At 71.1% G+C, this 24,084-nt stretch carries 20 protein-coding genes; 12 read left to right on the plus strand and 8 right to left on the minus strand.

The annotated features are described in order from the left end of the window. Window positions 1-848 precede the first annotated feature (848 nt). The 3 genes from gatC to HNR73_RS11865 all read left to right on the plus strand — a co-directional run bounded on the left by gatC (window position 849) and on the right by HNR73_RS11865 (window position 3,610). Window positions 849-1,148, plus strand: a complete 300-nt coding sequence (gene gatC / locus HNR73_RS11855; protein ID WP_184787454.1) for an Asp-tRNA(Asn)/Glu-tRNA(Gln) amidotransferase subunit GatC — start codon at window positions 849-851, stop codon at window positions 1,146-1,148. Between the two features lie 6 nt (window positions 1,149-1,154). After that, on the plus strand, window positions 1,155-2,633 hold the full coding sequence (gene gatA / locus HNR73_RS11860; RefSeq protein WP_184787455.1) for an Asp-tRNA(Asn)/Glu-tRNA(Gln) amidotransferase subunit GatA: 1,479 nt from the start codon (window positions 1,155-1,157) through the stop codon (window positions 2,631-2,633). A gap of 80 nt (window positions 2,634-2,713) precedes the next feature. Beyond that, complete coding sequence (locus HNR73_RS11865; RefSeq protein ID WP_184787456.1) at window positions 2,714-3,610, plus strand: DUF1444 domain-containing protein; 897 nt, start codon at window positions 2,714-2,716, stop codon at window positions 3,608-3,610. On the opposite strand, the gene HNR73_RS11870 is transcribed toward HNR73_RS11865, so the two are convergent. The 3 genes from HNR73_RS11870 to HNR73_RS11880 all read right to left on the minus strand — a co-directional run bounded on the left by HNR73_RS11870 (window position 3,585) and on the right by HNR73_RS11880 (window position 7,386). Next, window positions 3,585-4,655, minus strand: coding sequence for an NADAR family protein (locus tag HNR73_RS11870; RefSeq protein ID WP_184787457.1), 1,071 nt, complete (start codon window positions 4,653-4,655; stop codon window positions 3,585-3,587). The genes HNR73_RS11865 and HNR73_RS11870 overlap by 26 nt on opposite strands. 5 nt (window positions 4,656-4,660) lie before the next feature. Beyond that, complete coding sequence (locus HNR73_RS11875; protein ID WP_184787458.1) at window positions 4,661-5,380, minus strand: dienelactone hydrolase family protein; 720 nt, start codon at window positions 5,378-5,380, stop codon at window positions 4,661-4,663. Window positions 5,381-5,568: 188 nt separating this feature from the next. Then, window positions 5,569-7,386, minus strand: coding sequence for an ABC transporter ATP-binding protein (locus HNR73_RS11880; protein ID WP_184787459.1), 1,818 nt, complete (start codon window positions 7,384-7,386; stop codon window positions 5,569-5,571). A gap of 129 nt (window positions 7,387-7,515) precedes the next feature. Here HNR73_RS11880 and HNR73_RS11885 point away from each other — a divergent pair, with 129 nt between their 5' ends. From HNR73_RS11885 to HNR73_RS11895, 3 genes are all read left to right on the plus strand, one after another. After that, window positions 7,516-8,010, plus strand: a complete 495-nt coding sequence (locus tag HNR73_RS11885; protein ID WP_184787460.1) for a MarR family winged helix-turn-helix transcriptional regulator — start codon at window positions 7,516-7,518, stop codon at window positions 8,008-8,010. A gap of 117 nt (window positions 8,011-8,127) precedes the next feature. Continuing rightward, entirely contained in the window at window positions 8,128-9,633 is a 1,506-nt protein-coding gene (gene gatB / locus HNR73_RS11890) for an Asp-tRNA(Asn)/Glu-tRNA(Gln) amidotransferase subunit GatB (RefSeq protein WP_184787461.1), read from the plus strand. 69 nt (window positions 9,634-9,702) lie between these two features. Beyond that, the gene (locus HNR73_RS11895) at window positions 9,703-10,338 is read left to right on the plus strand and encodes an NUDIX hydrolase N-terminal domain-containing protein (RefSeq protein WP_184787462.1); all 636 of its coding nucleotides are present in this window, start codon (window positions 9,703-9,705) and stop codon (window positions 10,336-10,338) included. Window positions 10,339-10,402: 64 nt separating this feature from the next. Here HNR73_RS11895 and HNR73_RS11900 read toward each other — a convergent pair whose 3' ends face one another. The 5 genes from HNR73_RS11900 to HNR73_RS11920 form a co-directional block, all read right to left on the minus strand. After that, window positions 10,403-11,317 (minus strand): GNAT family N-acetyltransferase, encoded by a 915-nt coding sequence (locus tag HNR73_RS11900; RefSeq protein WP_221330876.1) that lies wholly within the window; start codon window positions 11,315-11,317, stop codon window positions 10,403-10,405. Window positions 11,318-11,328: 11 nt separating this feature from the next. Beyond that, window positions 11,329-13,092 carry a metallophosphoesterase family protein gene (locus HNR73_RS11905; RefSeq protein WP_184787463.1) on the minus strand — a complete coding sequence of 588 codons (1,764 nt, stop codon included), beginning with the start codon at window positions 13,090-13,092 and terminating at the stop codon, window positions 11,329-11,331. Then, window positions 13,089-14,219, minus strand: a complete 1,131-nt coding sequence (locus HNR73_RS11910; protein WP_239122423.1) for a PQQ-dependent sugar dehydrogenase — start codon at window positions 14,217-14,219, stop codon at window positions 13,089-13,091. Before HNR73_RS11910 ends, HNR73_RS11905 begins: the two co-directional genes overlap by 4 nt. Before the next feature lie 91 nt (window positions 14,220-14,310). Then, complete coding sequence (locus tag HNR73_RS11915) at window positions 14,311-15,225, minus strand: 2-hydroxyacid dehydrogenase (protein ID WP_184787464.1); 915 nt, start codon at window positions 15,223-15,225, stop codon at window positions 14,311-14,313. A 62-nt stretch (window positions 15,226-15,287) separates the two neighbouring features. Next, a complete protein-coding gene (locus HNR73_RS11920) occupies window positions 15,288-15,695 on the minus strand; it encodes a PH domain-containing protein (protein WP_239122422.1) in 408 nt (135 codons plus the stop codon). A 110-nt stretch (window positions 15,696-15,805) separates the two neighbouring features. On the opposite strand from HNR73_RS11920, the gene HNR73_RS11925 reads away from it, so the two are divergent. The 6 genes from HNR73_RS11925 (at window position 15,806) to HNR73_RS11950 (ending at window position 24,074) form a co-directional block, all read left to right on the plus strand. Beyond that, a complete protein-coding gene (locus HNR73_RS11925; RefSeq protein WP_184787465.1) occupies window positions 15,806-16,885 on the plus strand; it encodes a WD40/YVTN/BNR-like repeat-containing protein in 1,080 nt (359 codons plus the stop codon). A 2-nt stretch (window positions 16,886-16,887) separates the two neighbouring features. Then, the gene (locus tag HNR73_RS11930; protein ID WP_184787466.1) at window positions 16,888-17,172 is read left to right on the plus strand and encodes a ubiquitin-like small modifier protein 1; all 285 of its coding nucleotides are present in this window, start codon (window positions 16,888-16,890) and stop codon (window positions 17,170-17,172) included. 253 nt (window positions 17,173-17,425) lie between these two features. Further along, window positions 17,426-18,904, plus strand: a complete 1,479-nt coding sequence (locus HNR73_RS11935; RefSeq protein WP_184787467.1) for an amino acid permease — start codon at window positions 17,426-17,428, stop codon at window positions 18,902-18,904. Window positions 18,905-18,929: 25 nt separating this feature from the next. Then, window positions 18,930-20,774 (plus strand): dihydroxy-acid dehydratase, encoded by a 1,845-nt coding sequence (ilvD, locus tag HNR73_RS11940; RefSeq protein WP_184787468.1) that lies wholly within the window; start codon window positions 18,930-18,932, stop codon window positions 20,772-20,774. A 232-nt stretch (window positions 20,775-21,006) separates the two neighbouring features. Continuing rightward, window positions 21,007-21,192 (plus strand): hypothetical protein, encoded by a 186-nt coding sequence (locus HNR73_RS11945; protein WP_184787469.1) that lies wholly within the window; start codon window positions 21,007-21,009, stop codon window positions 21,190-21,192. A gap of 263 nt (window positions 21,193-21,455) precedes the next feature. Then, window positions 21,456-24,074 carry a putative bifunctional diguanylate cyclase/phosphodiesterase gene (locus HNR73_RS11950; protein WP_184787470.1) on the plus strand — a complete coding sequence of 873 codons (2,619 nt, stop codon included), beginning with the start codon at window positions 21,456-21,458 and terminating at the stop codon, window positions 24,072-24,074. The last annotated feature ends 10 nt before the right edge of the window (window positions 24,075-24,084 follow it).

The following is a 24,084-nucleotide window of genomic DNA, read 5'->3' on the forward strand; positions in this document are numbered from 1 at the left end:
CCCACTCCGGGGCTCCGCCCCCGAGACCCCCGCTGGGGCTTCGCCCCAGACCCCACCAGGGACTCCGTCCCTGGACCCGGGACTCCGTGGGTCTCACCGTCCGTGCGATCCCTCACTGCCTCGCGTGGACGCACGACACCGTGAGGGGCGAGCGCGAGCGGCGAACTGGGGGAGGTGCTTGGTCTTCGGTGGGGAGGCTCGTGACTCGCGCACTCCAGGGGGTGGATTCGCGCGTGCTCGCTTCGCTCGCCGCGCCACCCACGCCGCTCACGCCGCTCACGCCTGCCTCACCACCCCGTCCCACGCAGCTCGCACGCTCTCACCCCCGCCCGCGCGTGCTCGCTTCGCTCGCCGCGCCACCACTCACCACCACGGAGCCTGCTCGCACCCACTCGCTCACGTGCTCGCTTCGCTCGCCGCGCCCCACCAGCCCTACGAGTCCACACGTCCCACTCCGCCCCCACACCTTCGCTTCGCTCGTGCTTGCCTCCCGCGTCTTCGCTTCGCTCGCGCTCGCCTCCCGCGTCTTCGCTTCGCTCGCGCTCGCCTCCCGCGGCTTCGCTCGCGCTCGCCTCCCGCGGCTTCGCTCGCGCTCGCCCCCCACGGCTTCGCTCGCGCTCGCCTCCCGCGGCTTCGCTCGCGCTCGCCCCCCCACGGCTTCGCTTCGCTCGTGCTTGCCTCCCGCGTCTTCGCTTCGCTCGCGCTCGCCCCCACGCCTTCGCTTCGCTCGCCCTCACCCCCCGCTCGCCCTCACCCCACCCACCCCCCTCTCGCCCCCACCCCCACCCCCACCGTCCCCTCCCCATAAACTCACCCCAACCGCAAACCATCACCCAAGGGGACCACCGATGTCTGCCATCTCCCGTGACGAGGTAGCGCACTTGGCGCGGCTCGCGCGGCTTGCCGTGACCGAGGACGAGCTCGACCGGTTCGCCGGGCAGCTGGACGGCATCCTGCAGTCCGTGGCTCGGATCGGTGAGGTGGCCGCCGATGATATTCCGCCCACCTCGCATTCGGTGCCGTTGACGAACGTGCTTCGGGCCGATGAGCCGGAGCCTTCGTTGGGGCGTGACGCCGTGCTCGCGGCCGCGCCGGATTCCGCCGAGGACCGTTTCCGGGTGCCGCGCATCCTGGACGAGGAGGAGTAGCACCCGATGAGTGATGTGACGAAGCTGAGCGCGAGTGAGATCGCCGCGCTGATCGCCGACGGGAGCGTTTCGGCGGTCGAGGTCGCCGATCGGTACCTCGACAAGATCGCCGCCGAAGACGGTGACGTCCACGCGTTCCTGCACATCGACGCCGACGGTGCCCGTGCGGCGGCCGCCGCGGTCGATGCGGCGCGGGCGGCGGGCGAGGAGCTCGGTCCGCTGGCGGGCGTGCCCGTCGCGGTGAAGGACGTCATGGCGACGAAGGGCGTGCCGACGACGGCCGCCTCGAAGATCCTCGAAGGGTGGCTTCCGCCCTACGACGCGACCGTCGTCGAGCGGCTCAAGGCCGCCGGGACGGTCATCCTCGGCAAGACGAACATGGACGAGTTCGCCATGGGCTCGTCGACCGAGTACTCCGCCTACGGCCCCACGCGCAACCCCTGGGACCTCGACCGCATCCCCGGCGGCTCGTCGGGTGGCAGCGCGGCGGCGGTCGCGGCGGGGCTGGCGCCCCTGTCCATCGGCACCGACACCGGCGGCTCGATCCGTCAGCCGGGCGCGGTGACCGGCACGGTCGGGTCGAAGCCGACCTACGGCGGCACCAGCCGCTACGGCCTCATCGCCTTCTCGTCCTCGCTGGACACGCCCGGCCCGTTCGCCCGCAACGTCCTCGACGCGGCGCTGCTGCACGAGGTCATCGCCGGGCACGACCGCCGCGACTCGACCTCGATCCCGCAGCCGGTCCCGCCGGTCGTCGAGGCGGCCCGGGAGGGCGCCCGCGGTGACCTGTCGGGCATGCGCATCGGCGTCGTCCGCGAGTTCGGCACGACCGAGGGCGCCGAGCCCGGCGTCATCGCGGCCTACCAGTCGGGCGTCGACGCGCTGGTGAAGCTGGGCGCGGAGGTCGTCGAGGTCTCCTGCCCGCACTTCTCCTACGCGCTGCCGGCCTACTACCTGATCTCCCCGAGCGAGTGTTCCTCGAACCTCGCGCGTTTCGACGGTGTCCGCTATGGTCTGCGCGTCGGCGACGACGGCCAGCGCTCCCTCGAAGAGGTCATGGCCCTCACCCGTGAGGCCGGTTTCGGCGCCGAGGTCAAGCGCCGGATCATCCTGGGCACCTACGCCCTGTCGTCGGGTTACGTCGACGAGTACTACGGTCAGGCGCAGAAGGTCCGCACGCTCATCAACCGCGACTTCACCGCGGCCTTCGAGCAGGTCGACGCCCTGGTCTCGCCGACGACGCCGTTCGTCGCGTTCCCCTTCGGCTCGCGCACCGGCGACCCGGTGCAGATGTACCTGGCCGACCTGTACACGATCCCGTCGAACCTCTACGGCGGCCCGGCCATCTCCGTCCCCTGTGGACTGTCGGAGGGCCTGCCGGTCGGTATGCAGGTCATGGCCCCGACGATGCGCGACGACGTGATGTACAAGGTCGCCGCCGCGTTCGAGACGACTCAGGCCGCGCTGGTCGCGCCCGCTCGCTGAGCCGGTGTGAACTCGCGAAGCCGCCCGGGCGCACGCCCGGGCGGCTTTTCTGTCGCATTGATCGGCTAACCTCGCCGACCATGTCGGATGAATCGCCCGCCGCCCCGGACCGCTCGTCGTTCACCCCCGCGGACTGGGAGGCCTTCGAGGAGGCCGTCCGCTCGACCCTGTACGCCTACGGCGCCGAGGAGCAGTCCATCGACGGGGGTGTCGAACTCGCCTCGGGCCAGCCCGTCGACATCCACTACTTCGACCTGGGCGGTCTCGCCGACCGGCTCGCCGGCACCCCTCGCGAGGAGTGGCCGGGCGTCTGCGACAGCGAGATCAGCCTGCTGGTCAACAACGACCCGCAGCGCGAGTGGATGATCGAGGCCGGGTTCGCCGGGGCCGCCGAGACGATCGAACCGTGGCTCCAGACCAAGCCGCACGAGATGTTCATCCCCAGGGAGGGCTACGACCTTCATCCCGACGACCCCTACTCCGTTCCCTTCGCCGAGAACCTCCACGTCGGTTTCACCGTCCTCGCCCCGGAGAACGACGTCACCGACCAGCTGCGCACCTGGGTGTCGAACGCCGTCGTCGAGGCCTGGGGCGTCTCGGCCGAAGAGCTGCTGGAGGCGGTTCGCGCGCGGTTGCGGCGGCAGGACCCGCCGATCTGGCACAAGCGCGAGTTGACCGCCCGCGACCGCGACGGCGTCAAGCGCCCGGCCCGCGCGCTGGTCGCCGAGGCCCGCGACCAGGACGAGGACGAGGGCACCCCCGCGTCGGGCTGGATCCTGCTCCTCGACGAGATCCTGCCCCCGGGCGTTCCCGACACGCTGGCGGTCGGCATCCCGCTCATCGACGAGCTGTTCATCGCCCCCGAAATGGTCGTCGCGCAACGCGCCTACAAACATCACCTGCACGGCAGGCACGGCGAGCGCGAGCCCGTCTCGCCGCTGGCCTATCCGCTCAGCGCAGTCCTTCGCGGAGTCTGAGCTCGGCTCGAAGGAGCTCGTGGAGGCGGCCGATCCAGTTGGTGCCCTCCGAGGTCCAGTGGGCGCCTTCGAGGCCGTGGTGGACGATGCGCGCGTCGCCGGTCGCGCGCAGGATCTCGGCGAGCGCCGGGTGCGTGTTGAATTTCGCGCGGAGCAGTTCGGCCATGACGGCCAGTCGTGCCTCGGGCCATCCGGGGCGCAGCGGGGCGTGTTTGGCGAGCCGGTGCGCGTCGTAGCCCTTCTCGGCGGCGGCGATGCGGTCGTGGGCGGCGGGGTCGGGGGTGGACAGGGCCCAGTAGGCGTGGGCGACGCTGCGGTAGTCGCGGCCGCGGTAGTGGATCGGTGCGGGGTGGTCGATCTGGAGGGCCCAGGTCGCCGCCTCGCCGGTTCCGATGGGTGCGGAGGCGGGTTCTCTCGGCCCGTCGGCGGGTGTGTCCCGCTGCGATGCCCGGTGTCCGGCGGCCTGTTCGGCGAAGGACTTCCTGGCCTTGTCCCTGCGTTCGCCGGTGATGAGGCTGCGCGTTCCGTCGCATTCGGCCTCCTCTCCGACCGGGGTGATGGCCGAGAGGTAGTGCCAGAGCCGGGCGCCGAAGTACCGGCGCCTGTGTTCGGGTACGGCGAGGAACGCCTCGCGCAGGGCGAGGCGTTCGGCTTCGCCCGGGTCGGCGGCCCACGCGTGGGCCGCGGCTTCGCAGCGTTCGCGGGAGCCGGGCCGCCCGTTGAGGCGGTCGATCTCGTCGGCGATCTCGGCGAGCAGGGTCGCGGGTGTCACGACGGCGCGCGTCTCGCCGCATGTCCAGGTCGCGAGGTGGTGGATCGACACCGTGGAGCCCGGGGGAGGGGCGATGGCGACGCGGCCGGATTCCAGTGCGGCGGCCAGGCCGTCGAGGTCGAGGTGCGCCGACTGGCAGTCGATGACGCCGTCGGCGTAGATCGTGAGGTCGGTGAGGAGGTGGGCGCCACCGTTGTCGACGAACACCGGACGCCGGGTGCCTTCGATCCGGACGCCGTCGACGGTCCGCCAGGTGCGCTTGTCCGACGTCATCGCGTTCAGCCCAGGCGCTTGCGCAGGGTGTCGGTCATGCGCTGCCACGCGTCGTGGGCGATGGCCTCGTCCCATTCGGGGCGCTCGGCGCACATGAAACCGTGCTTGATCCCGGCGTAGCGGACGCGCTCGTGGGAGACGCCGTAGTTGGTCAGGCGCCGCCCGATGCGCTCCCACTCGTCGTCGCCGATGAGGTGGTCCTCGGCGCCGGCGAGCAGCAGGACGGGCGTGCCGAGGGCGGCGATGGAGGCGGCCTCGGCCAACGGCGGTGCGGGCTCGGCGAGGGGGACGCCGCCGTCGATGGTCCAGCCGCCGTAGAAGTCGACGGCGAGGGCGTAGGGCGCTTCCGTGGCCGCGAGGAGGGCGATGTGCCCGCCGAGGCTGAAACCGACGATGGCCGGAACCGTGTCGCCGGCGAGCGTGCGCGCGGCGGCGAGGTCGGCGAGGACGCCGTCGCGGTCGAGGCGGCGCATGTGGGCCATGGCCTCGGTGCGGCCGGCGTCGTCGTAGCCGAATTCGAGTCGCGTCCCGTCGCGCCAGTAGAAGTCCGGGGCGACGGCGGTGAAGCCTTCGCGGGCGAGGCCATCGCACATGTCCCGGACATGCCCGCTCACGCCGAAGATCTCGGCCGCGACCAGGACCGTCCCGCGCGACTCGGCGGGCGTGGCGACGTAGGCCGAGCGGCCTTCGCCGAGTGCGGTCCAGGCGGTGGTGAACTCCTGCATGTCGTCTCCTCGGGACACGGATGGGAGGAAACGGTAACCCGCGACGCGCGCGGGAGGTGACGGGTGGGAGGTGAACGGAGATCACACTCGGGGCGGGGCGGGGCGGGGCGGGGCGGGGCGGGGCGGGGCGAGGCGTCGCGGTCCGCGTGACGTTCGGGCGTCTCAGCGGACGGCGGGCCGCCGCGGGCTCAGCCCGCGACCGGCTCCTCCACGTCACCGGCCCAGTCCTCGATCGCGTCCTGCGCCAGCAGGTCGGCGTACTTCCCGCCCAGCGCGACCAGTTCGGCGTGCGTCCCGCGCTCGGCGACACGGCCGCCGTCGAGGACGACGATCTGGTCGGCGTCGCGGATCGTGGACAGCCGGTGCGCGATCGCGATCGTCGTCCGGCCCTCGGCGAGGGCGTCCAGGGCGGCCTGGACCTCCTGCTCGGTCCGGGTGTCGAGCGCGCTCGTCGCCTCGTCCAGCACCAGCACCGGCGGGTTGCGCAGCACCATCCGGGCGATGGCCAGCCGCTGCTTCTCGCCACCGGAGAAGCGGTAGCCGCGCTCGCCGACGACGGTGTCGTAGCCCTCGGGCAGGGAGGCGATGTGCTCGTGGATGCGGGCGGCGCGGGCGGCGGTCTCCAGCTCGGCGTCGGTGGCGTCGGGCTTGGCGAAGCGGAGGTTCTCGGCGACGGTCGCGTGGAACAGGTGGGTCTCCTGGGAGACGACGCCGACGGTGTCGGTGAGGCTCTCGAAGGACAGGTCGCGGACGTCGACGCCGTCGATGGTGACCGTGCCTTCGGTGACGTCGTAGAGACGGGCCACGAGGTAGCCGAGGGTGGTCTTGCCCGAGCCGGTGGCGCCGACGACGGCCATGCTCGTGCCGGGCGCGACGGTCAGGTCGATGTCGCGCAGTGTCGGGCTCTCCTCGCGGTAGGCGAAGCCGACGTGGTCGAAGCGGACCTCGCCGCGCACCTCGCCGAGGGTCTTCGGCGCGGCCTTCTCGGTGATGTCGATGTGCAGGTCGAGGTAGCCGAAGATGCGGGTGAACAGGGCCATGGAGCTCTGCAGCTGCACGCCCGCCGACATCAGCGACATCAGCGGCCGGAACATCCGGACCTGGACGGTGGTGAAGGCGACGAGGGTACCGATCGAGACCAGCGCGTCCCCGGAGGCGGCGGCCAGTCCGGCGGCGAAGTAGACCAGGGCGGGGATGACCCCGAAGAAGACCTGGATGCTGGCGAAGCGCCACCGGCCGGCGAGCTGGGTGTTGACCTCCAGCTCGGCGAGGCGGGCCGATTCGCCGGTGAAGCGCCGGACCTGGGCGGGTCCGCGGCCGAGGGTCTTGCCGAGCAGGATGCCCGAGACCGACATGGACTCCTCGACGAGCGAGGTCACGTCGGCGAGCTGCTCCTGGCGGCGGGCGGCCAGCGCGCGGCGCTGCTTGCCGACGCTGCGGGCGATCCACACGAACAGCGGGATCGTCGCCAGGCACATCAGGGCCAGGCGCCAGTCGAGCAGGAGCATCGCGGCGACGGCCGCGATGAGGGTCGTGGTGTCGCCGACGAGGTTGCCGACGGTGTTGGTGACCACCGAGTCGACGCCGCCGATGTCGTTGTTGATGCGCGACTGGACCTCACCGGTGCGGGTGCGGGTGAAGAAGCCCAGTGACATCCGCGACAGCCGGTCGTACACGCTGACGCGCAGATCGTGCATGACGCGCTGGCCGACGATGTTGGCGATCCAGGACTGGAGGACGTTGCCCGCCGCGCCGGCGACGGTGACGATGAGGGTGGCGATGGTGAGCCACGTGAGCAGACGGACGTTCGCCTCGGGGATGGCGACGTCGAGGATCTGCTGGAGAAGGAATGGGGAGACCGCGGTGAACGCTGAGGTGACCGCGATGATGAGGAGCATGAGGGCCAGGCGGCCCCGGTACGGGATGAACAGCCGCGCTATGCGGCGCAGCTGTCCCGGGCTGCGTGCGGATTTCGCTCCGCTGGGCTTTGTGATGTCTGCTGTCATGACTAGGAGCTTAGCTCTTTACGAGGTAACCTCGCAATAGGGCGTGGCGTACAACGCACCGGCTGTCACCGTCGGGCCCGCCACCACCCATCCCGTACTCTCGGCCCAGACCCACCACAGGAGCCAGCGATGCCGACCACAGACGCAACGCAGCCGCACGTCGAAGAGGACGTGATCGGCGATCTCACCCACCTCTTCTTCCGGCTGGGGCGGCGGGTCCGGCACCGCGCGAACAAACAGCTGGCGCCGACCGGCATGACCGCCTCCCAGGCACGTGCCCTGCGCATCATCGACTTCCACGGCCCGCTGCGCATCGTCGACCTCGCGCGCAAACTCGACATCGGCGCCCGCTCGGCCGGCGACATCGTCGACATGCTCGTCGACGGCGGCTACGTCGAACGCAACCCCGACCCCGACGACCGCCGCTCCATCCGCGTCTCGGTCAACCCCGAAGGCGCCCGCCGCGCCGACGAACTCCGCCAGCTCCGCCGCGAAGGCGCCGAGGAGATCTTCACGACGCTCCCCGACGGCAAGCAGCGTGACCTGCTGGCCCTCCTCACCGAGCTGGAGGCCGCCTCCAGGCAGGAGTGCGCGCCCCAGCAGGGCGAGCAGAAACCCGGCTAATTAGGCTGGGGGCTCCTTGTCCTCCCCGCACGCGCGGGGGTGAGCCCCCGGTGGTCTCGCCGCGCGCGCGGGGTCGGCTGGAACCGCGACGCGTTGCAACTCACCGGAAGGCCGAAGATGAGCACCAGCACCCTGCCGTCGTACGACGACGTCGTCTCCCGCTACGAGCCCGTCATCGGGCTGGAGACGCACGTGGAGCTGGGTACCCGCACGAAGATGTTCTGCGGGTGCCGCACCGAGTTCGGCGCCGACCCCAATACCCAGGTGTGCCCGGTCTGCCTCGGGCTGCCCGGAAGCCTCCCGGTGGCCAACGCCGCCGCGATCGAGGCCACGATCCGCATCGGGCTCGCGCTCAACTGCGACATCGCCGAGTGGTGCCGCTTCGCGCGCAAGAACTACTTCTACCCCGACATGCCCAAGAACTTCCAGACCTCGCAGTACGACGAACCGCTGTGCGGTGAGGGCTACCTGGACATCGAAGTCCCGGGCGCTGACGGTCCGATTCCCTTCCGCATCCCGATCGAGCGCGTGCACCTCGAAGAGGACACCGGCAAGAGCCTCCACGTCGGCGGCTCCACCGGCCGCATCCACGGCGCCACCGAATCCCTCGTGGACTACAACCGGGCCGGGATCCCGCTCGTCGAGATCGTCACCAAGCCCGTCGCCGGGACCGGCGCGCTCGCACCCGAGGTCGCCCGCGCCTACGTCGCCGAACTGCGCGACGTCATCCGCTCCCTCGGCGTGTCCGACGTGCGCATGGAGCAGGGCTCCCTGCGCTGCGACGTCAACCTCTCCCTGAACAAGCCCGGCGCGGAATGGGGCACCCGCTCGGAGACCAAGAACGTCAACTCCCTGCGCAGCGTCGAACGCGCCGTCCGCAGCGAGATGCTGCGCCAGGCATCCATCCTCGACGACGGCGGCCGCATCGTCCAGGAGACCCGCCACTTCCACGAGGACTCCGGCGACACCACCTCCGGGCGCAGCAAGGAGACCGCGACCGACTACCGCTACTTCCCCGAGCCCGACCTGACGCCGATCGCGCCCGACCCGGCGTGGGTCGCCGAGCTCAAGGCCGCGATGCCGGAACTCCCGCGCGTCCACCGCAAGCGCCTCCAGGCCGACTGGAAGCTCTCCGACCACGACATGGCCTCGGTCATCAACGCCGGCGCGATCCCGCTGATCGAGCGGACCATCGCCGCCGGCGCGAGCTCCGAATCGGCCCGCAAGTGGTGGCTCGGCGAACTGTCCCGCCGCGCCAACGAGACCGGCACCGAACTCGCCGAACTCCCGATCACGCCCGCCCAGGTCGCCGAACTGCAGTCCCTCGTCGACGGCGGGAAGGTCACCGACAAGATCGCCCGCACCGTCATCGAAGGCGTCCTCGCCGGTGAGGGCGGCCCGGCCGAGGTCGTCGCCGCGCGCGGCCTCGAAGTCGTGTCCGACACCGGCGCGCTGACCGCCGCCATCGACGACGCCATCGCCGCCAACCCCGCCGTCGCCGAGAAGATCCGCGGCGGCAACCACGCCGCCGCCGGCGTCCTCATCGGCGCGGTCATGAAGGCCACCAGGGGACAGGCCGACGCCAAGGCCGTCCGCGAACTGGTCATCGCCCGCCTCTCCTAGTCCGCACCCGACGACCGGCCGCGCAACCCGCGCGGCCGGTCGTCGCGTCTTCACCGCATGGGAGACGAGATGACCGCAGACCCGGGCCGCGCGCTCGCCGAACTGTCCGCCGAGGTTCGGGCCCTCGCGGCCAACGGGCTCCACTTCGCCGGGGATCCCTACGACAAGGCCCGCTTCGAGCGGCTGCTGGAGATATCGGCGGAGTTGCTGACGCTGGCCGATCCCCGCACGGCCGCACGGATCACCGAGGAGTACCGGGGCGCGGTCGGTCTGCGCACGCCGAACACCGCCGCCGACGCCGCGGTCTTCGACGACCGTGACCGTCTGCTGCTCGTGCAGCGTGCCGACGGTTCGGCGACGTGGTGCATGCCCGGCGGGATCTGCGACGTGGGGGAGTCGCCTTCCGAGGCGGCCGTCCGCGAGTGCTTCGAGGAGACGGGCCTGAGGGTCGAGCCCCGCGCGCTCATCGGCCTCTACGACAACCGGCTCATCTACGACCACCGCCCGGCCTGGCACCTGTACATCCCGGTCGTGCACTGCGAGGTCGTCGGCGGCGAGCCGGGCCTGACGCACGAGACCCTCGACTTCGGCTGGTTCACCGAGGCGGAGGCGACGGCGCTGCCGCTGTTCCGCGGCTATCCCACCAAGATCGCCGACGCGTTCCGCTTCCGGCGCGGGGAACTGGCCCGCCCGGTCCTGCACTGACCCGGGCGGGGCGTGGTGACCGCGCGCCGGAAGAGCGTCCCGCACAGGTGGGCGAGACGGCCGGTCACAGGTCGAACTGGTACGTCACCGTCTTGTGGGTCGGGGCGTAGCCGAGCCGGTCGTTGACCGCGCGCATGTACGTGTTGCTGTCGGCGGTGTCGGTCAGCAGGCCCGACAGGTTCGGGTGCGCCTCACGTGCCAGCCGGATCGCCTCGGCCTTCATCCACGAACCGAGCCCGTGCCCGCGATGCTCGGGCAGCACGCCCGTGCCGTAGTGCTGACCGTCGCCTTCGCCGTCACCGGCCACGACGAGCTCGGTGAAACCGGCGATCGTCCCGTCGGACTCGGCGACGGCGGCCACGGTGTGCAGGACCTCGCCGCGCTTCTCGATCGCCGCGGCGATCTCGCGGACCCGTGCCACGTCCCACACGACCGTGCCGTAGTCGGTGTCGTCCATGGGCATGTCGTCCATCGCCCGGCGCGAGTCGGCGAAGGTCCGCGCGAGCTCGTCGGACACCGTCCCGTCCCAGGAGACCAGCCGGTAGCCCGGGTGGGGCCGCGCCGCCCGCGCGGCGATGGCGGGCAGGTCGGCGTCGGCGAGCGCGAGCCGCGCGTACGTGATCGCCAGGACCTTGCGGCCGCCGCGCGCGGTGAGGAAGGCCGCGCCGTCCGAGTCGGCTTCGGCCGAGGCGGTCACCGACCGGCGGGCTTCGCCGCGGGCGCCGTCCAGGGCCCGTTCGAGCAGTGCCGTGCCGACGCCCCGGCGGCGTTCGGCGGGGTGTACGGCGACGTCGAGTTCGGCGAGGTGATCCTGGCCTTCGCGGGTGAAGAGACGCAGGTACGCCGAGCCGGTGGGGGCGCCGTCGGTGCCGGCGGCCAGCCAGGCGAGGCGGAAGGACGAGGGGCGCGGCTCGGGGTCGGTGAGCGCGGTGATCTGGATCGGCAAGGTGGCTCCGGTCTGGGGTGGGGAGTTGATCACCGCCAGAGTAGTCAGCTCGCCGACGGGTCCGGGACGTCCGACGGCGCCGCGGGCGGTTCGATCTCGTCGGCGATCCCGTCGATCACGTTGCGCTGCAGGGTGACCTCGGTCTGCCCGGCTCCGCCGAGGGTGATGTCGTCGTAGGCCTGGAGCGCGTGGTCGTCCTTGCCGAAGTACAGCACCGACAGTTCCAGGGGTGTCGGGTCGTCGCCTTCGAGGCCGCGCAGCCCGGCCCCGCCGGTCGAGCCCTCGACCATGAGCCGGGTCGTCGAGTCCGGCAGGATCGACACCTCGCGCTGGTGCCGGTGCCCGGCGAGGACCAGCGGCGTCAGCCCGGCGAGGGGCCCGGCCGATACCGGGTCGTGCACGAGCCCGACGTCGACGGGTGTGTCGGAGTCGGCGATCACGTCGGCGAGTTCGGCGCCGGAGTTGTACATGACCTGCTCCTCGCGCAGGTCGCCCGGCGCGGAACTCTTGTCCGGCGTGAAGCGCGGGTCGCCGATCCCGGCGAAGGTCAGGCCGCCGACGGTGACGGTGTCGCCGTCAAGGACGATCGCGTTCTTCTGCGCGGCGACGGCCTTGGCGGTGGCCTGCGAGTCGTGGTTGCCGCGGATGTAGATGTAGGGGACGGGCAGTGTCCCGATCGCCGAGGTGTAGGCCTTCGCCTCCTGCTCGGTGCCCCAGTCGGTGATGTCGCCGGTGTCGACGACGGCCTCGATCTGGAACTGCTCGACGACCGTGGCGATCACCGACCAGGCCGCCGGGTTGAGGTGCAGGTCGGAGACGTGCAGGATGCGCACGGTGTTGGGGTCGGGATCGAAGGTCGGCAGGGTGCTCGCCGTCGTGTACAGCTGGGCGGCGTTGGTGACCATCCGCTGGAGCTGCGCGCGGTACTCCTCGTAGCGGTCGGCGATCTGGCGCGCGTCACCGACGACGGCCGGCGCGTTGGCCAGCAGCCCGTCGTAACGCGGCTCCTCGATCGACTGCGGTCGCAGCGTCGCCGCGGCGAGCCCGACGACGCCCATGGTCAGCGCCAGCGACAGCCCGCCGCAGACCGCGGCCCGCCGCACCGAACGGAACAGCACGCCGCCGAGCAGCAGCCCGGCCAGCGCGGCGCCGGCGGCGGCCCGCAGCGCCACCGAGATCAAGCCCGTGATGAGGTCCTCGGCGACGGTCTCACTGGCCTTGCTCAGCCCTTCGGGGTCGGCGACCAGCGCCTGTGTGCGGGCCTGGTCGAGCGAATCGAGGCTGACGTTGAGTTTCAGGGGACCGGTGTGGCTGTCGAGGGTCAGCGAACCCAGCGGCGGCAACGCCACCCGCGTCTCTCCCGTGACCGACGGCTGGACCTCCATGGAGGACTGGAACGGCCCGATCGGGATCGACGCCTTCCCCGCGAGTGTCACCCCGAGGACCGAACCGCACACCGCGACGGCGACCACGGCCAGCCCGACGAGGGTCCGCCGCGCCGCCCGATTGCCGCGCAGCCACCGCCACGCCCGTCGGCAGCCGCGGCCGAAGGCCGCCAGCCCGCCCGCGACCGGGCCCGCCTTGAAGCGCTCCCAGGCCGTGTAACGCCATTCGCCGAACTCGCGCGCCCACCGGGACAGGTCACCGCGCCACAGGCGCGCGATCAGCGAACCGAGCCACGCGAACATCGCCGACACGGCCCGCGCCGGGCGGCTGCCGCGGACACGCGCCACCGCCGACCGCGGTCGTCCGCCGTCGTGCTCGCCCACCTCGTCCACGTCGTCACCCGTTCCGCGCTGGAGACTCAAGCCTTGCCGATACCCGAACTTCCCGCGACTATGCGCAGGATCTTGTCGTCCCCGGCCTGCGGTTCGCCCCGGCCGTCCTTGTTGGACGTGCTCACCCAGACCGATCCGTCCGGAGCGGCGACGGCCGCCCGCAGGCGACCGAACTGGCCCTCCAGCACAGGTTGCGGCTCGCCCGTCACGCCGCCCTCACCGTCGAGGGTGACCAGCCACAACCGTTCACCGCGCAGGCATGACGTGATCAGCAGGTTCCCGGTGATCGCCGCACCCGAGCAGGACGCGTCGCCGGTGGCCCAGGTGACCAGCGGATCGACGTACTTCGCGTCTCCGCCGACGCCCTCCACCTCGGGCCAACCGTAGTTCCCGCCGGGCTCGATCAGGTTCAGCTCGTCCCACGTGTCCTGGCCGAACTCGATCGCGTACATGTTCTTCGCCTCGTCCCAGGCGAAACCCTGCACGTTGCGGTGGCCGTAGGAGTACACCAGCGAGTCGAAGGGATTGCCCGGCGCGGGTTTCCCGTCGGGCTTCATCCGCAGGATCTTCCCGCCGAGGCTCTTCTTGTCCTGCGCGAGTTCGGTGTGATAGGTCTCCCCGGCCGAGGCGTACAGGAAACCGTCCGGGCCGAAGCCGAGACCGCCGCCGTTGTGGTTGGAACCCTTCGGGATCCCCGTCACGATCGGCTCCGGCGTCCCGCCCAGCTTCAACCTGGCGATGCGGTTGTCGTCGGCCGCCGTGTAGTAGATGAAGACGAGCTCGTCCTCGGCGTACTTCGGCGACACCGCGATGCCCAGCAACCCGCCCTCACCGGCCGGCTCGGCCTCGTCGACGGTCTGCACGTCGCTCACCGCGCCATCGGTGCCGATCGACCGGATCTTCGCGGTGTCCCGCTCGGTGAACAACGCCGTCCCGTCCGGCAGGAACGCGATCCCCCACGGGACCTCAAGGTTGTCCGCCACGATCTCCGCGACCGCGCTCTCCTGCCCCTCACTCTGCGAAGGCTGCGGGAGGTTCGGGGGCTCACCGGGATCGTTCGGGGGCGGATCGCCGAACGCGCAGGCGGACAGCAATGAGGCCGCGGCGAGGACGGCGGCGGCGCGCAGGACGCGGGAGCGGACAGGCCGTGAGGTCACGGGACCAGAGTAGTCAGGGAAGGCGCGGGATGCCGTCCGCCACATTTCGGCGGGCTGCGCCGCGGTGCGCGGCACAGCCCGCATCCGCGTCCTAGTAGCCGTCGCGGACCACGTTCTCCAGTGGCTCACCCGCCGCGAAGCGGCGGACCTGTTCGCCGATGAGCTTGTACGCGCGGCCGGTGATGCCGGGGACGTTGCCGCCCACATGCGGGGTGATCAGCACGTTCTCCAGTGCCCACAGCGGGTGGCCCTCGGGGAGCGGTTCCGGGTCGGTCACGTCCAGGGCCGCGTTGAGGCGGCCGCTCGACGTCTCCGCCAGCAGCGCGTCGGTGTCGGCGACCTTCCCGCGCGCCACGTTCACCAGCATCGCGCCGTCCTTCATCGCGGCGAGGAACTTGGCGTCCACGAGACCCGTCGTCGCATCGGTCAGCGGTACCACGATGACGACGATGTCGGCCTCGGGCAGCAGTACCGGCAGCTCGTCGACGGAGTGCACGCCGTCGCGCGCGGTCCGCGCGACCCGGGTGATCCCGGCCTCGAAGGACTCCACGCGGCGGGCGATCGTCTCACCGATGTCGCCCGCGCCGACGATGAGGACCTTCTTGCCGTACAGGGACTCGCCTTCACGGCGATCCCAGCGGCCCTCGGCCTGAGCCCGGGCGAAATGCGGGAAACGGCGCAGATGGGACAGGATCGCCGTCAGGACCCACTCGGCCGTCGCGATGGTGTGGACGCCCTTGGCATCGCACAAGGTCACGCCCTCCGGCACGACCGGCTCCCACACCTCGGCGCCGGCCGACATCAGCTGCACGACCTTCAGGGACGTCATCCGCGCGAGTGTGCCGGTGGCGCCGTGCTCGGCCATGTACGGCGGGACCCAGAACTCGACCCCGGAAGGGTCGGAAGGGAACTCGGCCTCACCGCCGGGGAAAACCTCGACGGTGACGCCCTCGGGGACGGCGCCCATCTCGGCGAGGCCTTCTTCGTGCGCGATCCAGATCTTCATGCCGCCCATACTGCCTCGCCGGGTTCCGGCGGGCGGGGCGGAGGGGAGGTCACCCGGACGGGCTAGTCCTCGGTGTCGTCGTCTTCGTCCTCGGCGGCGACGAGTTCGCTGCCGGAGGCGGCGATGAGCCGTGGGAGGTCTTCGCGGCGGACCGAGGGCAGCGGGACGCGCACGCCCTGCGCCACGATCGCGAAGGCCTGCCGGCGGGCGACGCCGAAGGCCTCGATCTCCGACCAGGCGAATCTGCGGCTGCCGATCAGCCCGCGCACGCGAATGCCCTCGTCACCTGCGTCGACGCCCGAACGCCAGGCCCACACGGCGATGGCGACGGGGATGAGGAGCACCGGCGCCAGCCACCACTCCGACAGCGCCAGCGGCACACCGCCGACGAAGGTGAGCATCGCGGCGACCCACAGCGCGCCGGTGTGGCGGAAGCGGATGCGCGAGGGGGTGATGTTCACGGTGGTCACGCCGTCGATGGTCCCACAGTGCCGTCCCGGCCCGTCCGGCCACGTCCGGCACTTGTTTTGTCATACCGTCGTGCTTGCGTCATGGCGGACTTCTGCCGAAAGGAGTGATCATGACCTATTTGCTGGCCATCGGCACGGGCAAGGGCCTGTTCCTGGCCACATCCTCCGACCGCGAGAACTGGGAGGTGTCGAACCCCATCTTCGCCGTCAGCGGCGTGTACGCCGTCGGCATCGACACCAGGCGCTCGACGCCGCGGCTGCTGGTGAGCGCCGACAGCGCCCACTACGGCCCGAGCGTCTACCTCAGCGACGACCTCGGTAAGAACTGGGACGAGTCGCACGACTCGGCCCCGATCGCGTTCCCGGCCGACACCGACGCGAGCTTCAAACGGGCCTGGCAGTTCGCCTTCGGCCCCGAGGAGGACGTCGTCTACGCCGGGTCGGAACCGTGGGCGCTGTGGCGGTCGGAGGACCGCGGCCGCACCTACGAACTCAACCGCCCGCTGTGGGAGCACGCCGACAAACCCGACTGGAACGAAGGCGCCGGCGGCCCCGCGATCCACACCATCGTCCCGCACCCCACCGACCCGGCGAGCATGCTGATCGCCATGTCCACCGGCGGGGTCTACTCCACCACCGACCGCGGCGCGAGCTGGACGGCGTCGAACACCGGCATCAAGGCCGAGTTCATGCCCGAGGGTCAGCAGTTCCCCGACCACGGGCAGTGCATCCACAAGGTCTCGCGCGACTCCCAGGTCGCCGAGCGCGTCTTCCTGCAGAACCACGGAGGTGTGTACCGCAGCGACGACGGCGGCGCCACCTGGAACGACATCGCCGGTGGGCTCCCCACCGACTTCGGCTTCTCGATCCTGGCGCACCCCGGCCGCGCCAACGTGGCCTACAACGCGCCGGTCGCCTTCTCCGACAACCGCTTCCCGGTCGACGGCACCCTGCGGGTGCACCGCACGGAGGACGGCGGCGCGAGCTGGACGGCGCACGACGTCCTCGACGAGCCCTACTACGGGATCGTGCTGCGCGACGCGCTGTGCACCGACGCCGCCGAGCGGCCCGGCATCTACGTCGGGACCCGTGTCGGCGACGTGTTCGTCTCCACCGACGACGGCGACTCCTACCGCCAGGTCGTCGGTCACCTGCCGGACGTGCTGTGCGTCCGGGCCGCGGAGGTCTGAGCATGGCCGTGTCGGTGCTGATCCCGGGCGCGCTGCGGGTCGACGCCGCCGGGGAGTCGAAGGTGAGCGTCGAACTCGGTGACGGCGGCGTCCTGCGCGACGTCCTCGACGCCCTCGCCGAGCGTCATCCCCGGATCGACCGCAGGCTGCGTGACGAGCGGGGCGAGCTGCGCCGGTACGTCAACGTCTACGTCGACGGCGAGGAGTGCCGCCGTGCAGGCGGCCTCGACACGCCCGTCGGGGAGACCTCCGAGGTGCAGATCCTGCCGTCGGTCGCCGGCGGCTGAGCGGACGGATCGTCCACGAGGGCCGGAGACAGGCCACTGTGGACGGTTCGCCGAAGGCCGTTCGAGGCCCCATCGCTTCCGGGCGGTGGGGCCTCGTCGTGCGTGCCCGTCGAGGTCGGGCGCGTCCTGTACGGGCGCATGCATGAACGCCGCCACGTCGGGTACCCGGTCCCGACACCCCGACAGCGTTCGCTCGGGAATGCGTTGATATGTGATAAAATCCTCGAAGGACCCCACGAACGGGCAGGTGACCATGACGAGCCAGCTCTGGCGTACGAAGAACATCGAGCAGTCCATCGCCGACTCCGAGGAGCCGAGTCATCGCCTCCGGCGGGAGCTCGGCGTCTGGGACGTCATCGTCTTCGGTGTCGCCGTCGTCATCGGTGCCGGCATCTTCACGCTCACCGCCAGCACCGCCGGGGACATCACCGGACCGGCGGTCTCGCTGTCCTTCGTCATCGCCGCGATCGCCTGCGGCCTGGCCGCCCTCTGCTACGCCGAGTTCGCCTCGACCGTCCCGGTCGCGGGAAGCGCCTACACCTTCTCCTACGCGACCTTCGGCGAGTTCGTCGCCTGGATCCTCGGCTGGGACCTGATCCTGGAGTTCGCGCTGGCCGCGGCCGTGGTCGCCAAGGGCTGGTCGTCCTACCTGGGGGAGACCTTCAGTCTCTTCGGCACCGACGTGTCGACGACCTCGATCGGCGGCTTCAAGGTCGACTGGGGCGCGATCCTGGTCGTGGCGGTCCTGACCGTCCTGCTGGCGGTCGGCACGCGCCTTTCCTCGCGCGTCAGCCAGGTCATCACGGCGATCAAGGTCGCCGTCGTGCTCTTTGTGATCATCCTCGGCATCGGCTACGTGAGCACCACGAACTACTCGCCGTTCATCCCGCCAGCCGCCGAACCGGCCGCCGGGCACGGCGGGGTCAACCAGTCGCTGCTGTCGTCGATGTTCGGCGACGTCGGCAGCACCTACGGCGTGTTCGGGATGCTCGCCGGGGCCTCGATCGTGTTCTTCGCCTTCATCGGCTTCGACGTCGTGGCCACCACCGCCGAGGAGACCAAGGACCCGCAGCGCAACCTGCCGCGCGGCATCATCGGCTCCCTGGTGATCGTGACGATCCTGTACGTCGCCACCGCGCTCGTCGTCACCGGCATGGTGCCCTTCTCCGAGCTCCAGACCGGTCCGGACGGCTCCAAGGCGACCCTCGCGACGGCCTTCGAGGCGCACGGCGCGGACTGGGCGGCGACGATCATCTCGCTCGGCGCGCTCGCCGGACTGACGACGGTGGTCATGGTGATGATGCTCGGCCAGAGCCGGGTGGGTTTCGCGATGGCCCGCGACGGGCTGCTGCCGCGTTCGTGGTCGAAGACCGGCGAGCACGGGACGCCCGTCCGGATCACGATCGGTGTCGGCGTGGTCGTCGCCGTCGCGGCCGGGTTCTTCCCGGCGGGCCGGCTGGAGGAGATGGTCAACGTCGGCACGCTGTTCGCCTTCGTGCTGGTCTCGGCCGGTGTGCTGATCCTGCGCCGGACCCGCCCCGACCTGCCGCGCGGCTTCAGGACCCCGTGGGTGCCGGTGGTGCCCGTGCTGGCGATCCTGGCCTGCGCCTGGCTGATGATCAACCTGACGGTGCTGACCTGGATCCGCTTCCTGGTCTGGATGGCCGCGGGTGTGATCATCTACTTCATCTACGGCAAGCGTCACTCAGTCCTTGGGCAACGAATCCCATGATGTGGAAAGTGGGAGACTGGGTCGCATGCCGCAACTCCGCTCCCGCACCTCGACGCACGGCCGCAACCAGGCCGGGGCGCGCGCCCTGTGGCGCGCGACCGGGCTGACCGACGGCGACTTCGGCAAGCCCATCGTGGCCATCGCCAACAGCTACACCCAGTTCGTACCGGGCCACGTGCACCTCAAGGACCTCGGTGAGATCGTCGCCGAGGCGATCCGTGAGGCCGGGGGAGTGTCGCGCGAGTTCCACACCATCGCCGTCGACGACGGCATCGCCATGGGTCACGGCGGCATGCTCTACTCGCTGCCCAGCCGCGAACTCATCGCCGACAGCGTCGAGTACATGGTCAACGCGCACTGCGCCGACGCCCTCGTGTGCATCTCCAACTGCGACAAGATCACCCCCGGCATGCTCCTGGCCGCGCTGCGCCTGGACATCCCGACGGTCTTCGTCTCCGGCGGGCCGATGGAGGCCGGCCGGACCTTCGCCGTCAGCGGCGTCGTCAAACCCCGCCTCGACCTCGTCGACGCGATGGTCGCCTCCGCCGACGCCTCCGTCGACGACGAGAGCCTCGGCATCATCGAGCGCGAGGCCTGCCCGACCTGCGGTTCCTGCTCGGGCATGTTCACCGCCAACTCGATGAACTGCCTCACCGAGGCCATCGGTCTGTCCCTGCCGGGCAACGGCACGACCCTGGCGACCCACGCCTTCCGCCGCGAACTCTTCGAGCGCGCCGGGACGACCGTCATGGACCTCTGCCGCGCCTACTACGACAACGACGACACCTCGGTCCTGCCCCGCAACATCGCCACCCGTGAGGCCTTCGAGAACGCCATGGCCCTCGACGTGGCCATGGGCGGCTCGACCAACACGATCCTGCACCTGCTGGCCGCCGCCCGCGAAGCCGAGATCGACTTCGGGGTGAGCGACATCGACGCGATCTCGCGCCGGGTTCCGTGCGTGGCGAAGGTCGCGCCGAACTCGCCGAAGTACTTCATGGAGGACGTCCACCGCGCCGGTGGCATCCCCGCCATCCTCGGCGAACTCGACCGGGGCGGCCTGCTCCACACCAACGTCCGCAGCGTCCACTCGACCGGCCTGCGCGCCTGGCTCGACGATTGGGACGTGCGCGGAGGCAAGGCCAGCCCGGAGGCCGTCGAGCTGTTCCACGCCGCGCCCGGCGGGATCCGCACCATCGAGCCGTTCTCCACGAAGAACCGCTGGGAGAGCCTGGACACCTCGGCCGACAACGGCTGCATCCGTTCCGTCGAGCACGCCTACACCGCCGACGGCGGCCTCGCCGTCCTCTTCGGCAACATCGCGCCCGACGGCTGCGTGGTCAAGACCGCCGGCGTCCCCGACGAGTGCCTCGTCTTCAGCGGCCCGGCGAAGGTCTACGAGTCGCAGGACGACGCCGCCGCGGCGATCATGAACGACGAGGTCGTCGAAGGCGACGTCGTCGTGATCCGCTACGAGGGCCCGCGCGGCGGACCCGGTATGCAGGAGATGCTGCACCCGACGTCCTTCCTCAAGGGCAAGGGCCTCGGCCGCGCCTGCGCGCTGATCACCGACGGCCGCTTCTCCGGTGGTACCTCGGGACTGTCCATCGGCCACATCTCGCCCGAGGCGGCCTCGGGCGGCCTGGTCGCGCTGGTCCACCCCGGTGACGTCGTGAGCATCGACATCGCCGCCCGCTCCATCCGCCTGGAGGTGGGCGACGACGAGCTCGCCGACCGCCGGGCCAAGGAGGAGGCGCGCGAGCGGCCCTACACGCCGGTGAACCGGGACCGTCCGGTCACCGCGGCGCTGCGGGCGTACGCGTCGATGGCGACCTCGGCGAGCGACGGGGCGATCCGGCTGGTGCCGTGATCTGACGAGCGAGTGAGGCCCCGGCGGGTTCCCGCCGGGGCCTCACCGCGTTCAGGGCGACCGGCGGCGCATACCGGACCGCATACACGAGCGCACTGTTCGGGCTCTTCCGAGAGGTGACGTGTTGACCGGGCGTAGGAGCGCTGCCACGATCACCATGCCGGAGAAAAGCCACGAATCTTCCCTACAAGATCGTTGCCCGGCTACGTCGTGCGAACTGGAGGAATTCCCCATGAAGCTCATCGACAAGGTTCTCGACAGGCTCGTCGGCCGCACCCGCGCCCACGCCGCCTGCCCGCCCGAGCACACCTACCCCTGTGTCATCAGCGGCGTCTGCCCGGGGCTGCACACGCGCAAGCACTGCTACACCAAGCCGGACTGCAGCGCCCGGGTCTGCGTCGTCACCGGCTGCTGCTAGCCGCCTCCCGCCTCGACGGTGGTCCCCGGCGTCGCCTTTCGGACGTCCCGGGACCACTCCTTACCCCCACCCACCCCCTCGGTGCTAATTTCTAAGGTGGCCGTGCGACCGAGCCGGCTGGTTTCGTCCACAAGCGACGGTCCACCGACCGGCACGAGGCGACCGTCGAGATCAGATCGGGCACAGTAGAAGTCGTGTGGCGCACCTGGGGAGAGTGGCGAGCCGAGACCTTAATGGGTCCCGTGCGGCATGCCATCCTTGCCGTGACCCTGCTCAGCGCCGTGGGACTCGCCTTCTTCGACGACACCAAACGCATGCCCAGCCTCGGCTCGGCATCCGTGGCGGTGGTCGTCGCCGTCGCCGGTGTCCTCACCGGGATGGCCGGTGACACCGTCCCCGGCCGCTCGGCCTACCGCCGCATCGCCATCGGCCTGGAGGTCGCCGCCTTCTCGGTCGGCCTCGCCGTCCTCATCCAGGGCCACGGAACCTGGCTCATCGCGCTCGGCTCGGTCGGCGCGGCCGGTTTCTGCGTCTCCGGCCTGCTGCGGCTCCCCGGCGGCGTCACCGGCAACGCGCCCCGCCTCGGCCTCGCCCTCGACGGCCTGATCGTCGCGGCCTGCCTGGCCTTCACCGCCTGGATGCTCTACTTCGCCGACCACGGACCGGATCCGCTCGATCCCCGGCCGACCTGGGAGTACGCGGCGATCCTCGCCTCGGCGCTGTCGGCGGCCGTCGTCGTCGGCATCGGCTTCGTCGCCGCCGTCCGCGCCACCGGGCACCGGCGCGCCCACGGCCTGCTGATGATCGGCCTGTCCGGCTTCATGGTCACCGCGACCGGGATGAGCGTCGGCGTCCAGCTCGACAACTTCAACATGTGCCGCGCCTACGCCCTCACCTGGGGCTTCTCCTCGCTGCTCGTCACCGGATCGGTGTGGCTCGCCGTCCGCAACCCCGGCAAGCCGAAGGCGCCCCCGATCCCGCACATCGGACTCGTCGTCACCCTCGTGCCGACCGCGATCGCCGGCGGAGCCGCGATCTACCACGCCTCCGACATGAGCCCGCTCAAACTCGACACGGTCATCGCGGCCGTCTTCGTCGTCGCCGCGCTGACCTGCCGCCAGGTGCTGACCCGCTTCGACGTGCGCCGGGTCGCCGAGCAGCTCGCCGACCGCGAGGCCTACTTCCGGTCCATCGTCGCCGGTTCCTCCGAGGTCATCACCGTCCTCGACTCCGACTTCGTGGTCCGCTGGCAGTCGCCGTCGTCGAACTGGCAGCTGGGCTGGTCGGGCAACCAGGTCCTCGGCCGCCCCTTCGTCGACCTCGTCCACGACGACGACGCCGCGCCGGTCCGCAAACAGCTCACCCGCGCCCTCGACGGCGAACGCGTCCTCCTCGACGGCCGGATCAAGGACCGCGACGGCGAATGGCGCGACACCGAGTCGACCGTCGCCGACCACCGCGGGGTACCGCAGGTCCGCGGCCTCGTCGTGCACACCCGCGACGTCGGCGACCGCAAACAGCTCGAACGCGAACTCGCGCGCATGGCCTACGCCGACCCGCTGACCGGCCTGGCCAACCGCAGGCAACTGCTGCGCAAACTCGACAGCGACGTCGCCGGGTCGGGAATCCCCTGCACCATGCTGGCCATCGACCTCGACGAGTTCAAGAACGTCAACGACCTGCACGGCCACGACGTCGGTGACGAGGTCCTCGTCGAGGTCGCCGAACGCCTGCGCGCCAACCTCCGCCCCACCGACCTCGGCGCCCGCCTCGGCGGCGACGAGTTCGCCGTCCTGCTGTGGTGCAGCGCCAAGGACGCCGGCGACATCGCCGAACGGCTCCTGGCGGCCCTGTCGGAGCCCTACGAGTGCGGGCGCTCGCGAGTGTTCCTGTCGATCAGCATCGGCGTCGCCGGCTGCGGCACCGCCGACGACGTCGAGACGCTCCTGCGCAACGCCGACCTCGCCCTGCGTTTCGCCAAGGAGAAGGGCAAGAACCGCATCGAGCGCTACGACGCCGACTTCGAGCAGATGGTGCGCCGCCGCACCACCCTCGAACAGGAACTGCGCGGCGCCATGCAGCGCGACGAGCTGCACCTGGTCTACCAGCCGGTCGTGTCGCTGCCCGACCGTGCGATCGTCGGCGCCGAGGCCCTGCTGCGCTGGACCCACCCCGTGCTCGGGATCGTCCCGCCCAGCGAGTTCATCCCGGCCGCCGAGACCGCCGGGATCGTCGACGAACTGACCGCCTGGTCGCTGCGGCAGACGGCGGGCCGGCTCAGCGACTGGCGCGCGGCCGGGCACCTGCTCTGGGTGTCGCTCAACGTCTCGGTGCGCCAGCTGCACTCCCCGAACTTCGCCGTCGAGGTCGCGCAATCGCTGGTGGAGCGCGGTGTCCCGCCCAACCAGCTCGTCGTCGAGATCACCGAACACGACGTCGCCTACGACATCAACCGGCTCGTCGCCCAGCTCCTCGGGCTGCGCGCGACCGGCGTCCGCATCGCCCTCGACGACTTCGGCGCGGGCTACTCCTCGCTCGGGCAGCTGCACCGGCTGCCCGTCGACATCATCAAGATCGACCGTGCGCTCGTCGTCGGCGCCGAGGACGGCTCGGCGCCGCTGTCCGACGTCGTCGTGAAACTCGGTCAGCGCCTCAACCTCGACGTGATCGCCGAAGGCGTCGAGACCGAGAACCAGCTGGCCTTCGTCGAAGAGGCCGGCTGCCCCCTCGGCCAGGGCTACCTCTTCGACCGTCCCCTCCTCGCCGAAGACCTGGAGTCGCGGCTCGACGCGCAGGCCGCGAAAGCCGCCACCGTCCCCGCCGCACGCCTCGCGATCGAGGGCGAACCCGCCGAAGAGACCGCGGTTCCGCGCGAGTCCTGATCGGGCGACA

The organism is Phytomonospora endophytica, from assembly GCF_014202425.1.
GTDB lineage: Bacteria > Actinomycetota > Actinomycetes > Mycobacteriales > Micromonosporaceae > Phytomonospora > Phytomonospora endophytica.